We start from the raw sequence: 13,514 nt of genomic DNA, 5'->3' as shown, positions 1-13,514 counted from the left end.
CAGGCGAATCAACAGGATTCACCCGCGTCCTTTGGAGACTCCGCCACATTGAGCGGCCGCGTGCTCATCGAGTGACTGCGTGGCGTGGGCTCCGGCCGCCGTGAGACCGTGAACGCCGAGTCGAACGAGTAGGGCTGGTCACATGGGACGGGTCACAGAACGCCGCCGCACCATTCGTATACGGGACGGAGTCGTCTCGGCCCGCTCCGACACGCTGGTCGCCGAGGAACCGCTGGAAATCCGGCTGAACGGCAAGCCGCTCGCCATCACCATGCGCACACCGGGCGACGACTTCGCGCTCGCGGCGGGCTTCCTGGTCAGCGAGGGGGTGCTCGCGGCGGCCTCCGACGTACGGTCGATCGTGTACTGCGCCGGAGCGAAGGACGACGGCTCCAACACGTACAACATCGTCGACGTACGGCTCGCGCCGGACGTCCCGGTTCCGGACATCACGCTGGAGCGCAACGTCTACACGACCTCGTCCTGCGGCCTGTGCGGCAAGGCGAGCCTCGACGCGGTACGCACCACCGCCCGCTTCGCGATCGACGACACGCCCCCGGTCCTGGTCGAGCCCTCCCTCCTCGCCGTCCTTCCCGACCGGCTGCGGGCGGCGCAGCAGGTCTTCGACAGGACCGGCGGCCTCCACGCGGCGGCGCTGTTCACCGAGCACGGCGACATGCTGGACGTCCGCGAGGACGTGGGCCGCCACAACGCGGTCGACAAACTGATCGGCAGGGCGCTGCGCCGGGACCTGCTGCCGCTGTCCCGGTCGGTCCTCCTGGTCTCGGGACGTGCCTCGTTCGAACTGGCCCAGAAGGCGGTGATGGCGGGCGTCCCGGTGCTGGCGGCGGTCTCGGCGCCGTCGTCGCTCGCGGTGGACCTGGCGGCGGAGGCGGGTCTCACGCTGGTGGGCTTTCTGCGGGGGACGTCGATGAACGTGTACGCGGGGGCCTCGCGGGTCGCGGGCACGGTGTAGCGGCCTGCCGTGTGGTCGTGCGTGCGGCTGACCGCGCGGTGTGCCGTGGCTGCCGCCGTCGCTACGCTCTGGCGCCGGCCCTTCGGCGTTCCGCGTACGTCAGTTGCTTGACCGTGCGCAGTACCGGCGCGCATTCCACGTGCTGGACGCCTTCCAGTCCGCCCACCCCCTCGCTGAGGTAGCGGTAGACGGACGCCGTGTCGCGGCAGACGACGACCGCCACCAGGTTGCTGCCTCCTGAGGTCGCCGAGGCGAACGCCACCTCGGGGTGGGCGGCCAGCGCCTGGCCCACCGTGGCGAGTGCCGAGGGTGCGGCCGTGATCCACAGGACGGCGCGGCTGCTGTACTCGAAGCCGTCCCGCTCGAACTGCATGTCGATGTAGAGCGCCCCGGACCGGAGCAGCTGGTCGAGCCTGCGGCGTACGGCGGACTCCTGGCGGCCGGTGGCGCGCTGGAGTTCCGCGACGGTCGCCCTGCCGTCCTGCTCCAGGGCCGTGACCAGAGGTTCGTCGTCCGGTGTCAGGGCCGCGGGGCCGGCCGGCGGGACCGGTCTGGTGGGGGCGCTCTCGCGCAGTTTCCTTACCTGTTCGCCCGTCAGCACTCCGCTCTTGCGCAGCAGGCCTTCCGGGCCGCCGTAGAAGCGGTGCAGCAGTTGGTGCGCGCGGGTCTCCAGGACGGTGCGCGGCAGTCTGTTGAGGAGGCGGTCCAGATGGGGTGAGCGGGTCGTGCAGCCGACTTCCGTGCCGCCCGAGGTGATGCCCACCCAGGCGGTGTCCGGGCGGCGGGCGAGCGCGTGGGCGAGTTGGTCCGCGGTGTCCGGGGTGCAGCGGAGGCGGAGCATCCAGCTGTCCTGGCCCAGCCGTTCGCCGTCGCGCACGCCGACGACCCGTACGTTCATCTCCGCTCTCATCCGGCGGAAGCGGCGGGCGATCGTCTGGTCGGAGACGCCGAGGACCTCGGCTATCCGGCTGAAGGGGGCACGGCCGTCGGTCTCCAGGGCGTGCAGCAACTGGAGGTCGAGCCGGTCGAACGTGTGGTTTTCCATCGGGTGAGTCCCGTTCGGTGTCGGATTCCGGCGCGCAGGCGACTCCGGCTGCTGGATGTCGGGGCGGATCTCCGATCGTAGGGGGGAAAGCACCGTTGAAGGGGAAACATCATGCGCAAGTGGGGACCGCTGGTCGCGGTCTGTCTGGGCACGTTCATGCTGCTGCTGGACGTGACCATCGTGATCGTCGCGCTGCCGGGGATGGCCACGGGGCTCAGCGCCTCGCTCGCGGACCTCCAGTGGGTGATCGACATCTACGCGCTGGTGCTCGCCGCGCTGCTGCTGGGGGCCGGGGCCGCGGCCGATGTGGTGGGACGGCGCCGGATGTACGCGGTGGGCACGGGCCTGTTCGCCCTGGCGTCGCTCGGCTGCGGTCTGGCCACCTCCACCGGCGCGCTGATAGCGCTGCGGGGGCTCCAGGGGGTGGGCGCGGCGGCGATGTTCGCCACGACGCTGTCGCTGCTCGGCTCGTCGTACCAGGGGCGGGACCGCTCGTTCGCGCTCGGTATCTGGGGCGCGGTGAGCGGGGCCGCCGCCGCGCTGGGTCCGGTGCTCGGCGGGGTGCTGACGGAAGGGCTCGGCTGGCGGTGGATCTTCTTCATCAACCTGCCGGTGAGCGTGGTGGCGATCTGGATGACGGTGCGTGTCGTCCCGGAGTCGCGCAACGAGCACGCCAGGCGGATCGACTGGGCGGGTACGGCGTGCTTCGCGCTGTTCGCCGGTGCGCTGACCTTCGCGGTGGTGCGGGCCGGTTCCGAGGGCTGGACCTCCGCGCAGTCGGGCACCGCCTTCGTGGTGGCGGCGCTGGCTCTGGTCGCGTTCATCGCCGTGGAACTGCGGATCGCTGAGCCGCTGATCGACCTCAGGCTGTTCCGCGGGGCGTCGTTCGTGGCGGTCATGGTGGCGGCGCTGTGCTTCAACGCGGCCGCGTTCGGGGTGCTGCCGTACACGTCGATCTGGTTGCAGACGATGCTCGGCATGAGCCCGATCCGCGGTGGTCTCGCGCTGCTGCCGCTCGCGGTCATGTCGTTCGTCGTGGCCGCGCTGTCCGGACGGCTGCTGCACGGCGCGCAGTCGCGGCTGGTGATCGGCGTCGGGCTGCTGTGCATCGGCGGCGGCACCTTCGCCCAGGCCACCCTGGACGCGCAGTCGGGATGGGCTTCGCTCGCCGTCGGCCTCGGGCTGGCCGGGGTCGGGGTCGGGCTGGTGTCGCCCTCCCTCGCGGGCGCCGCGCTCGCCTCCGTACCGCCGCGTGACGCGGGGATGGCGGGCGGCGCGGTCAACACGTTCCGGCAGCTGGGATTCGCGCTGGGTGTCGCCGTGTTCGGTACGGTGGCGACCAGCAGGATGACGTCGGCGCTGCAGGGTGCCACGGCCGATCCCGACGCGGCCGCGCACACGCTGGCCGGCGGCGGGGCGCGGGCGCTGCACGGCGCCGTGCCGGAGGAGGCGCTGCGCGCGGCCTTCGCGGCGGGGCTGAACGGGGCGGCGCTCGTGGCCGGGGCCGCCGGGCTGCTCGCGGGTATCGCGGTCCTGGTGTGGGTACGTACGCCGGCACCGGCTCCTTCGGCTCCGCGGACGGAGCGGAAGACCGCGGTTCCCGCCGGGCAGGGGTGAAGCTCCGAGGGCGGTGACAGCCGCGTACGGATTCGGTGGAGATTCGGCCGCGCCCCGCTTACCCTTCGGTCAGAAGAAGCCCGGGGCCTGCTGGTTGGCCCTTTTTCTACCGCTGACCTGTGGCGTTTTGACCCGACTCGGGCACCCTGCGGCGGGCTCCGTCAGGGGCCCGCCGTGGGGTAGCGTCACGGCGCTGTGCGGAGCGCCACAAGGAGCGAAGTCATTGCGCGAGTTCACCTCTCCCTCTCTCGACGCCGCGCCCCACGTCGGTGGGCTCGCGGATGCCGTGTTCGACAATGCCCGGGAAGACCCGGGTTGCGTCGCGCTCGGCCGTAAGGACGACGACGGCCAGTGGCAGGACATGACCTGCGCCGAGTTCCGTGACGACGTGCTCGCACTGGCGAAGGGGCTGCTGGCCCAGGGCGTCCGGTTCGGTGACCGGGTCGCGCTCATGTCCCGTACCCGTTACGAGTGGACGCTGTTCGACTTCGCGCTCTGGTCCATCGGCGCCCAGTCCGTGCCGCTCTACCCCACGTCGTCGGCCGAGCAGGTCCTGTGGATGCTGCACGACGCGGAGGTCTCGGCCTGCATGGTCGAGAACGAGGACCACGCGATGACGGTCGGTTCCGTGATCAACCGGCTGCCGCTGCTCAAGCGGCTGTGGCAGCTGGACGCGGGAGCGGTCGGCGAACTGCTCGCGGACGGCGCCGGCATCGAGGACGAGATGGTCCACCGGCACCGCAGGGCGGTGACGCCGGACTCGGTGGCCACCATCATCTACACCTCGGGCACCACGGGACGTCCCAAGGGCTGCGTGCTCACGCACGCCAACTTCATGTACGAGGCCGACACGGTCATCCACCGCTGGAATCCGGTCTTCCAGTCCAAGCGCCGCGACCAGGCCTCGACGCTGCTCTTCCTGCCCCTCGCACACGTCTTCGGGCGGATGGTGGAGATCGCGGCGATCCGCGGCAAGGTGAAGCTGGGCCACCAGCCGGAGCTGCGGGCGAGCGCGCTGCTGCCCGACCTGGTCGCGTTCCGGCCCTCGTTCCTGCTCGCCGTGCCGTACATCTTCGAGAAGGTGTCCGGCTCCGCGCGCCGCAAGGCGGAACGCGAGGGAAAGAGCGGGATCTTCGAGAAGGCCGTGGAAGTCGCGATCACGTACGCGGAGGCCATGGAGCGGCGGGCCTTCGGCGTCGGTTCCGGTCCCTCCGCGGCGCTGCGGATGCAGCACCAGTTCTTCGAGAAGACCGTCTACGCCAAGGTGCGCGCCGCGATGGGGGGCAGGGTGCGGTACGCGTTCTCCGGCGGTTCCGGGATGGACCGGCGGCTCGGTCTCTTCTTCGAGGGGGCGGGCGTGACGATCTTCGAGGGGTACGGCCTGACGGAGTCCTGCGCGGCGAGCACCGTCAACCCGCCGGAGCGGGCCCGGTACGGCACGGTCGGCCAGCCGATTCCGGGCAGTTCGGTGTACATCGCGGACGACGGAGAGGTGTGGCTGCACGGCGGCCATGTGTTCTCCGGGTACCTCAACGACCCGAAGTCCACGAACGGCAGCCTGCACGACGGCTGGCTCGCCACCGGTGACCTGGGGGCGCTCGACGAGGACGGCTATCTCACCATCACCGGGCGCAAGAAGGAGATCCTGGTCACCTCCGGCGGCAAGAGTGTGCAGCCCGGCGCCCTGGAGGAACGGGTACGCGCGCATCCGCTGGTGGCGCAGTGCATCGTCGTCGGCAACGACAGGCCCTACATAGCCGCGCTCGTCACCGTGGACCACGAGGCCGTGGAGCACTGGCTGTCGGTGCAGGGCAAGCCGGGGCTCAAGTCCAAGGACCTGGTGCGGGATCCGGACCTGGAGATGGAGGTGCGGCGCGCGGTGGTGGCGGCCAATACCTCGGTGTCGCAGGCCGAGTCGATCCGTACGTTCCGGATCCTGGCGCATCCCTTCAGCGAGGAGCAGGGTCTGCTGACACCGTCGCTGAAGCTCAAGCGGAGGGCGATAGAGACCGCCTACACCGTTGAGGTCGAGGCGCTCTACCGCTGAACAGCGCGCACGAAGCGGGAATTCGTCCGCGTGTGTGATCGTTGGGCCAGGTGAGACAACCGACAACGTAAGGATCGACCGCCCGTGAGCCAGGTCCCCTCCCTCACACTCAACAACGGTATCGAGATGCCCCAGCTCGGTTACGGCGTCTGGCAAGTGCCGGACGACGAGGCGGCCCAGGCCGTCGGAACCGCTCTCGAGGCCGGGTACCGCAGCATCGACACCGCAGCGATCTACGGCAACGAAGAGGGCACGGGCAAGGCGCTGGCCGGCTCCGGGATCGCGCGCGACGAGCTGTTCGTCACCACCAAGCTGTGGAACGCCGACCAGGGGTACGACTCGACGCTGCGCGCGTTCGACGTGTCGCTGGGCAAGCTCGGGCTCGACTACGTCGACCTCTATCTCATCCACTGGCCGACCCCGGCCAAGGACAACTACCTCTCCACGTACAAGGCGTTCGAGAAGATCTACGCGGACGGCCGTGCCAAGGCCATCGGCGTCTCCAACTTCCTGCCCGAGCACCTGGAGCGGCTGGCCGGCGAGACCTCCGTGGTCCCGGCCGTCAACCAGATCGAGCTGCACCCGCAGTTCCAGCAGGCCGAGTCGCGTGCCTTCCACGCGGCGCGCAGCATCGTCACGGAGGCCTGGTCCCCGCTGGGTCAGGGCAAGGGTCTCCTCGACGTCCCGACGGTCCTGGCGATCGCCCAGAAGCACGGCAGGACCGCCTCGCAGGTGGTGCTGCGCTGGCACCTCCAGCTCGGCAATGTCGTGATCCCCAAGTCCGTGACGCCGTCGCGGATCGCGGAGAACATCGACGTGTTCGGCTTCGAGCTGGACGACGACGACCTGGCGGCCTTCGCCGCGCTCGACGAGGGCAAGCGTCTCGGCGGGAATCCGACCGAGGTGAACTGAGCCCGGTTTCCCGGGCCCGCGCGTGAGGCCGGTCCTGCCCGGGGGCCGGTGACGCGGCGCCGGACGCCGTCCCTCCCGGTGAGGGGCGGCGTCCGGCGCGCTCCGGGTCAGGCCGGCGCCGCCTCCGGGTGGCTGGGACGCAGCCGCAGTGTCCGGATCTGGAAGGGGCGCAGACGAAGCTCCGCCGAGGAGTCGTCCGCCGCGAGGGTCAGTTCGCGCTCGGGCAGTTCCAGCAGGTCGCAGTCGTACGCGCTCGCCAGCGGGAACGTGGCCGAGAGGGTGGCCGTCGTCCCGCCGCCGCATGCCTCGTAGAGCCGTACGATCACATCGCCACTGCGGTCGTCGGCCAGCTTCACCGACTCGACCACGACGTCCGGGTTGTCGACCGCGACGACCGGTGCCCCGCCCGAAACAGCGGGCCGCAGCGGCAGGTTGAGGGCGTAGCCGCCCGCGATGGCCTCCTCGGTCCCGGCGCCGGCGAGCAGCGCGTAGGTGAACGAGTGGGCGCCCCGGTCGGCCTGCGGGTCGGGGCTGTGCGGGGCGCGCAGCAGGGAGAGGCGCACCGTCGTGGTGGTGCCCCCGTCCGGGCGGGTGTCGCGGCCGATGTCGTGTCCGTACGTGGAGTCGTTGAGTACGGCCGCGCCCCAGCGGCGCTCGCCGACGTGGACCCAGCGGTGGGCCCACAGTTCGAAACGGGCCGCGTCCCAGCTGGTGTTCTCGTGCGTGGGCCGCTGCACATGGCCGAACTGGATCTCCGCGCTCTCCCGTTCGGCGTGGATGTCGAGCGGCCAGGCCGCCTTGAGCACGGCGTCGCGCTCCTGCCAGTCGATGTCCGTACGGACCGTCACCTGCTTGCTCTCCGCGGCCAGTTCGAGGTGCTGCACGATCTTCGACGCTCCGAAGGTGCGCTCGACGCGTACGGAGGCGAGCAGCGGGCCATCCTCGCTGAGCGTCACCGCGTCCGCGTCGGTGAGATCGCGCACCACGTCACGGTAGAAGTGGTCGATGTTCCAGGCGCTCCACAGATTCGGGTCGTCCGGGTGCAGTTGGAGCAGATTGCCGGCGCTGCCGGGAGCGATCGCCTCGCGCTTCGCGGTGTGGTCGTACACGGACCTGACCAGGCCCTCGCGATCGACCGTCACGGAGACGAGGCCATTGTCCAGGACGAATCCGCCCGGCTCCGCCCGGGTCGTGACGGGTGCGGCGGGTTCGCCCGTCGCGGCGCCCGCGCCCAGGGCGGGCGCGTCGGTGAACACCGCGCTCCGCCCGTCGGACAGCTGCTGCGCCCCCGGCACGCCGGGTCCGCCCGCCGGCAGGACGGCCACCTCGCGGCGGGCGTAGGGTCCGGCGTTCAGCAGCGTCGGTCCTCCGGCGGAGGCGAGTCGGTCCGCGGCCTCGCCGATGATCTCTTCCAGCTCCGCGCGTACGTCGCCGTAGACCTGCTCGGCCTGCTGGTGCACCCAGGCGATGGAGGATCCCGGCAGGATGTCGTGGAACTGGTTGAGCAGCACCCGGCGCCAGATCGCCTCCAGCCGCTCGTACGGGTACTCCGCGCCGGCCTGCACGGCGGCGGTCGCCGCCCACAACTCCGCTTCGCGCAGCAGGGATTCACTGCGCCGGTTGCCACGCTTGGTGCGCGCCTGGCTGGTGTACGTACCGCGGTGGTTCTCCAGGTACAGCTCACCGCGCCAGACCGGAAGGTCCTCGTACTCGGCGCGTGCGGCGGCGAAGAACTCGGTGGGACGGGTGATCTCCACCTTGGGCGATCCTTCGAGGTCGCGCAGCCGGCGCGCCTTCTCCAGCATGGAGCGGGTGGGACCGCCGCCGCCGTCCCCGTGGCCGAAGGGCGCGAGGGAGCGGGTGGCCGCTCCCTTGTCGGCGAAGTTCGCCTCGGCGTGGGCGAGTTCGCTGCCCTTGAGTTCCGCGTTGTAGTTGTCGACGGGCGGGAAGTGGGTGAAGATCCGGGTACCGTCGATGCCCTCCCAGTCGAAGGTGTGGTGCGGCAGCCGGTTGGTGTCGTTCCAGGAGAGCTTCTGGGTGAGGAACCACTTGGCTCCCGCGAGCTTGGCGAGCTGCGGATACGCGGCGGTGTAGCCGAACGAGTCGGGCAGCCAGACGCCGTCCTGCTCGATGCCGAACTCCTCGGCGAAGAACCGCCGTCCGTAGACCAGTTGGCGGGCCATGGCCTCGCCGCCCGGCAGGTTGCCGTCCGCCTCCACCCACATGCCGCCGACCGGGACCCAGTTGCCCGCGGCCGCCGCCTTCTGCATGCGGCTGAAGATCTCCGGGCGCTGCTCCTTGATCCAGGCGTACTGCTGCGCCGAGGAGCAGGCGAAGACCAGCTCCGGGTACTCCTGCGCCATGGTGGTCATGTTGGTGAAGGTGCGTGCGCACTTGCGCATGGTTTCCCGTACGGGCCACAGCCACGCGGAGTCGATGTGCGCGTGGCCGACGGCGGCGATCGTGTGCGCCGAGGCGTGTGCGGGGCGCGAGAGGACGTCGGCGAGTACGTCACGGCCCGCCTGCGCGGTGCCCGCCACGTCACGCGGGTCGACGGCCTCGACCGCGCGGTGCAGGGCGCGCAGGATCTCGTGGCGCCGCGAGGAGGCCTCGGAGAGCTGACGCATCAGCTCGTCCAGCACCTCCATGTCGTGGATCAGGTGCCAGACGGCCTCCTCGCGCACCGCGATCTCGGCGGTCCTGAGCACGTAGAGGTGTTCGTCGCCGGCCGTCTCCCTGGATCCGTAGTGGGTGCCTTTGGCCTGGCTTCCCGAGATGTTGGGGTTGGCGGCCAGTTCCACGAGCAGGTTCACCGACTCACCGCCGGTGGCGCTGCCCGCGAGCAGCACACTGCGGCTGTACGGGTGCAGGCCCTGGAGCGGGGAGCCGTGGGCGTCGTGGACCAGCCCCTCGGCCTGCCCGCCGGGGCCGCGGGTCAGGTCGAAGCCGAGGTCGAAGACGGCCTCGACGCGCTTGCCGGTCCACTCCGCCGGGATCTCGGCGGTGACCCGCAGCCAGGTGGTCGACCACGGGCCGCCCCAGCTCTCACCGAGCCGCATCGGGCTGTACGGGGCGGTCAGCGCCTCGGAGACCGGCACCGGCTCGCCGGGCACGTGCCAGGCGTCGAGCGTGAACGCGCGGGCGTCGCTGTAGAGCGCCGGACGCAGGTTCCGCTCGAGGAACTTGGTGATCCGGCCCTCGATGATCCGGCGGTCGTCATGCACGGTGCGGGTCCTTCCCCAGGTGGCCCGCGCTGTCGGGAGCGGGCAGCCGTACGGTGTCGTGGGTGCCGTCCGGCCAGGTCACGCCGGCCACGGCGGTGGTGCCTTCGAAGCGGGTGGCGAGGCGCGGCAGGTCCCGGGGCCGCAGCGCGTCGCCGCCGAGGTGTACGGCGGCGGCGTACGGCGTGGCGTACGCGACGGGTCCGTCCGTCCACAGCAGCGGGGTGGCGGACTCGGGGCCCAGCGGGTTGGCGTCGGTGGCCCGGTGGGTCAGGGCCAGGTCGAAGCCGTGCAGTCCGACGACGGTGGAGCGCAGGCCGCCGGATCCGGTGACGGCGGTGCCAGGACCCTCGGCCCAGGCGGACTCCTCGGCGCTGTCGCCGCCGTCCACGGCGAGCGCCCAGCCGCCGAGCCGCAGCCGCCACGGGGCTGTCCCGCCCATCTCGTCGGCCCGCTCGGCGTCCTGGGTGTCGTCCGCCGCCGGGTCCACCCGTACGATCCGGATCTCGACCGCGCCGCGCAGCACCGAGGCGACCGTGATCCACGGTCCGCTCACGTACGCGGTGTCTGGACCGCCGAACGGGTCCCAGCGCTCCTCGGCCGGCCAGTGCGCTCGGCTGCGCGAGACGCCCGTGGCCCCCTCGACCGAGATCCGCTCCAGCGGCCTGCGGTGGGCGGCCCGGCCCTCGGCGTCCACCAGGGTCACGGTCCCGTCGACCGGCCCGCCCGCCGGGTCGTCCGGCATGTCGGGCGCGGCGTGGGTGGAGTACGTCAGCCGGGCGTAGCACGGGTCGTCGGAGTGGAGCCGTGCGGGATCCGCGTGGTCGCTGCCGTGGTTGACGACGCGTACGACACCGTCGGACGCGGTGCCCGAGAGCAGCCAGCCGGGCGCCCGGAGGGTACGGGCGACGTCTCCCTCGTCGATCGCGAGGGGGCGCTCGTCGTCGGTCCACACCGGGTGGTGCGGCGGAAGCAGCAGGCCGATGAAGCCCTTGCCGGCCCAGTACGGTGACGCCGGGCCCGAGTAGACCTGGAGCAGCCCGCGGAAGGGACGGTGCCAGCCGAGGGTGAGCAGTCCGTCGTCGCCGGCCGCGCCGTGCCCGGTGAAGTGGTCGAGTGTGCGGGTCGCGAGGGCGCGGGTCTCGCCGGGGGCGAGGGGCGTCGCGTCGAAGAGGGCGCCGGTCCACACCGGGGCGAGCGCGGCGTACCGGTAGGTCATCGAGCGGCCCTGGATCAGCGGGGAGCCGTTGGCTCCCACCAGCAGGCGCTGGTCCTCCAGGAAGCGGTTGAGCCGCGCGCGGTAGCGGTCGAGCAGCCCCGGCGGTGCCGCGTCGCCCGTCATCCGGCAGAACCACAGCGGGTACAGGTGCATGGCCCAGCCGTTGTAGTGGTCGAAGTTGCGGTGCGCGCCTCCGCTGAGTCCGTCGGAGTACCACCCCTCGTCCGCGTACCACTCGTCGGTGACCGCGATGGTGCGGTCCAGGTCGTCCTGGCGCCAACTGCCGCCCGCACTGCGGGCGAAGGCTTCGGTGACGGCCTGGAACCAGACCCAGTTGTTGCCCGGCATCGTGTTGCCGACCATCCGGCCCAGCCACGCGAGCAGTTGTTCCTGGACGCGCGCGGGGAGCCGGTCCCAGATCCAGGGCCTGGTCTCGTGCAGCGCGAGCGCGATGGAAGCGGCCTCGACCTTCGCCTGGTTGCTCTCCTCGAACGTGGGCCAGCGGTCGGGGCTGGCCGGGTCCACGCCGGCGGCGAGCCCGTCCGCGTACCACTGGGCGAGGCCGTGGGTGTCCGCGCCGCCGGCTCCACCGAGCCGGAACGCGGCCAGCAGGAAGGTACGGGCGAAGCCTTCGAGGCCGTCGCTCCAGGTGCCGTTGTGGCTGGCGGTGCCCGGCAGGTGGACGAGTGCGTGGCTGTCGGTGGCGTACGGGCGTACGGCCAGCAGCAGTTGGTCGGCGGTCCGCTCCCAGTGGGCGCGGGCCTCGGGGCCGGTGCGGGGCGTGCGGGCTGTGGGGGTCATCGGTGAAGGCTCTCCCAGTACGTCTCGAACTCGCCGCGGGTCTTGTCGCCGACGCTCCTGCGCCAGTCGCGTATGGCAGCGTCCCACTCCTTCAGGGTCGTACGGCCCTGCATGACGCCCTTCAGGGTCCCTTCGAGGATGAGGTTCTTCGCCGTGCCGCCGAGAGTGCTGTCGGTCTCCGAGTACAGGCCCTCGGCGGGGTTGCTCACCAGGATGTCCACGGCGCGCTCCTGGAAGGCGTGCTGGCGCGGGACGACCGACGGGTCCTCGGGGAAGTAGAGGACCTGGGGCGCGTCGGTGGCGAACATCGTGGGCAGTGTGTTCTCGGTGGTGCCGACCGTGTTGAGGATCGGGTCGGTGCCCTTGAAGCCGAAGTCGTGCCCGGCGACGCCGTACTTGCGCAGCAGATAGCCGTCCGTGCCGAACGGCGCGGCGAGCGCGTTGAGCGCGCGCAGCAGTTGCTCGATGCGCTCGCGCGGCGCCTTCTTCAGCGCAAGCATGCCGTAGGCGGAGTCACCGGCCCAGTGGACGCCCTGTCCGCCGTCGAAGCCGGGGGCGATCATGCCGTCGATGTCGAACTTCGGGTTGCCGGCCCCGTAGGCCCGGAGATTGTCGTTCCAGGCGGTGGCGCCGTCGTAGTTGATGGCGATCTGGCCGTTGCCGAACCAGTCCTTGTACTTGCCCTTGACGGTGAATCCGTCGGGATGGATGACCCGTGCCCTGACCAACTGGCGCATGGCGTCGAGCCCTTGTTTGACGCGTTCGCTCTCCTCCAGCCACCAGGTGAATCTTCCGCCCGTCTCGCGCCAGTCCTTCGGGGCGTGCAGCATCTCCATCACGAAGTAGAAGGTGGTCAGCGGGTCTCCGCAGGCGTACTTGCTCCTGCGCGGGTCGGAGAGTTCCACGCAGAGTTTCTTGAACTCCTGGAAGCTGGCCGGGTTGGGGTCGAGCGACTTCTCCTTGAAGATGTCGGCCCGGTAGAACATGACGGAGCCGGTGTTCAGCCGGGGCATCGGCAGACCGTAGATGCCGCCGGCGCAGATCGTGTCGCGCCACGACTTCGTGGGGATGTTGGCGAGGTACGGGTAGTCGCGGACCGCGCTGCCGGACAGATGCGGTGACAGGTCCTCGAACAGCGCGTTGAGCGTCGCGGGCCGCTGCGGCGCGGTGGGCAGGAAGAGCATGCCGTCCGGCAGGTCGCCGCCCGCGATGGTGAGGGAGAACTTCGTCGGGTAGTCGGCGACCGGCACGATCTCGAAGTCCAGATCGGTGCCGAGGCTCGAATTCAGCTCGCGCCACAGGGTGTTGCGCGAGACGGGCGGCGGCACCGGATTGAAGATCAGCGTCATGAAGTTGATCCCGGGGCCCTTGGCGGGCGGTCCGTCGGGAAACGCGCGGACCGGTGGGTCCGGGTAGTGCAGATAGCCGTTGAGGACGCCTGCCTCGGTGCCAGGGAAGTCGGCCTTCACGCTCTTGTAGGGAACGTAGTCGGGCAGCCGCACCTGCGCGTCGTCGGCGAGCGGGACCGCGGGGCCGCCGTCGCCGCATGCCGCGAGTGACGCGCCCGCCGCGACTCCGAGCCCCGCGCGGAGCAGGTTTCTACGGGTGAGGTGTGCACCCATCTCGGGTTCCTCGCTCTCTCAGGGGATGCTCAGGGGATGGCTCGGACTCTCAAG

8 protein-coding genes are annotated in these 13,514 nt (G+C 71.1%); 4 read left to right on the top strand and 4 right to left on the bottom strand.

The window, feature by feature from the left end; genetic code table 11:
• Window positions 1–142: 142 nt before the first annotated feature.
• A complete protein-coding gene (gene fdhD, locus ACIP6N_RS02950) occupies window positions 143–976 on the top strand; it encodes a formate dehydrogenase accessory sulfurtransferase FdhD (RefSeq protein ID WP_401812327.1) in 834 nt (277 codons plus the stop codon).
• A gap of 61 nt (window positions 977–1,037) precedes the next feature.
• Here fdhD and ACIP6N_RS02945 read toward each other — a convergent pair whose 3' ends face one another.
• The gene (locus ACIP6N_RS02945) at window positions 1,038–2,021 is read right to left on the bottom strand and encodes an Lrp/AsnC family transcriptional regulator (protein WP_401812325.1); all 984 of its coding nucleotides are present in this window, start codon (window positions 2,019–2,021) and stop codon (window positions 1,038–1,040) included.
• A gap of 111 nt (window positions 2,022–2,132) precedes the next feature.
• Here ACIP6N_RS02945 and ACIP6N_RS02940 point away from each other — a divergent pair, with 111 nt between their 5' ends.
• The 3 genes from ACIP6N_RS02940 to ACIP6N_RS02930 all read left to right on the top strand — a co-directional run bounded on the left by ACIP6N_RS02940 (window position 2,133) and on the right by ACIP6N_RS02930 (window position 6,597).
• Window positions 2,133–3,638, top strand: coding sequence for an MFS transporter (locus tag ACIP6N_RS02940; protein WP_401812324.1), 1,506 nt, complete (start codon window positions 2,133–2,135; stop codon window positions 3,636–3,638).
• 223 nt (window positions 3,639–3,861) lie between these two features.
• On the top strand, window positions 3,862–5,685 hold the full coding sequence (locus ACIP6N_RS02935) for an AMP-dependent synthetase/ligase (protein WP_401812323.1): 1,824 nt from the start codon (window positions 3,862–3,864) through the stop codon (window positions 5,683–5,685).
• Between the two features lie 84 nt (window positions 5,686–5,769).
• Window positions 5,770–6,597 carry an aldo/keto reductase gene (locus ACIP6N_RS02930; protein WP_401812322.1) on the top strand — a complete coding sequence of 276 codons (828 nt, stop codon included), beginning with the start codon at window positions 5,770–5,772 and terminating at the stop codon, window positions 6,595–6,597.
• Between the two features lie 107 nt (window positions 6,598–6,704).
• Here ACIP6N_RS02930 and ACIP6N_RS02925 read toward each other — a convergent pair whose 3' ends face one another.
• From ACIP6N_RS02925 to ACIP6N_RS02915, 3 genes are read right to left on the bottom strand one after another with little or no spacing between them, the layout of a single operon-like run.
• Window positions 6,705–9,821, bottom strand: coding sequence for an alpha-mannosidase (locus tag ACIP6N_RS02925; protein ID WP_401812321.1), 3,117 nt, complete (start codon window positions 9,819–9,821; stop codon window positions 6,705–6,707).
• Window positions 9,814–11,838, bottom strand: a complete 2,025-nt coding sequence (locus ACIP6N_RS02920) for a DUF2264 domain-containing protein (protein ID WP_401812320.1) — start codon at window positions 11,836–11,838, stop codon at window positions 9,814–9,816. Before ACIP6N_RS02920 ends, ACIP6N_RS02925 begins: the two co-directional genes overlap by 8 nt.
• Complete coding sequence (locus ACIP6N_RS02915; protein ID WP_401812318.1) at window positions 11,835–13,460, bottom strand: substrate-binding domain-containing protein; 1,626 nt, start codon at window positions 13,458–13,460, stop codon at window positions 11,835–11,837. Before ACIP6N_RS02915 ends, ACIP6N_RS02920 begins: the two co-directional genes overlap by 4 nt.
• Window positions 13,461–13,514: the final 54 nt, after the last annotated feature.

It is taken from the genome of Streptomyces sp. NPDC088725 (assembly GCF_044751305.1).
In the GTDB taxonomy this organism is placed as follows: Bacteria; Actinomycetota; Actinomycetes; order Streptomycetales; family Streptomycetaceae; genus Streptomyces.
The sequence above is the reverse complement of the archived record's forward strand: the minus strand, read 5'-3'. Positions and strand labels throughout refer to the sequence as shown.

Bases quoted from the DNA above. Each gene is read 5' to 3' on its own strand.
- fdhD (WP_401812327.1), top strand. From the start codon at position 143: ATGGGACGGGTCACAGAACGCCGCCGCACCATTCGTATACGGGACGGA.
- ACIP6N_RS02945 (WP_401812325.1), bottom strand. From the start codon at position 2,021: ATGGAAAACCACACGTTCGACCGGCTCGACCTCCAGTTGCTGCACGCC.
- ACIP6N_RS02940 (WP_401812324.1), top strand. From the start codon at position 2,133: ATGCGCAAGTGGGGACCGCTGGTCGCGGTCTGTCTGGGCACGTTCATG.
- ACIP6N_RS02920 (WP_401812320.1), bottom strand. From the start codon at position 11,838: ATGACCCCCACAGCCCGCACGCCCCGCACCGGCCCCGAGGCCCGCGCC.
- ACIP6N_RS02915 (WP_401812318.1), bottom strand. From the start codon at position 13,460: ATGGGTGCACACCTCACCCGTAGAAACCTGCTCCGCGCGGGGCTCGGA.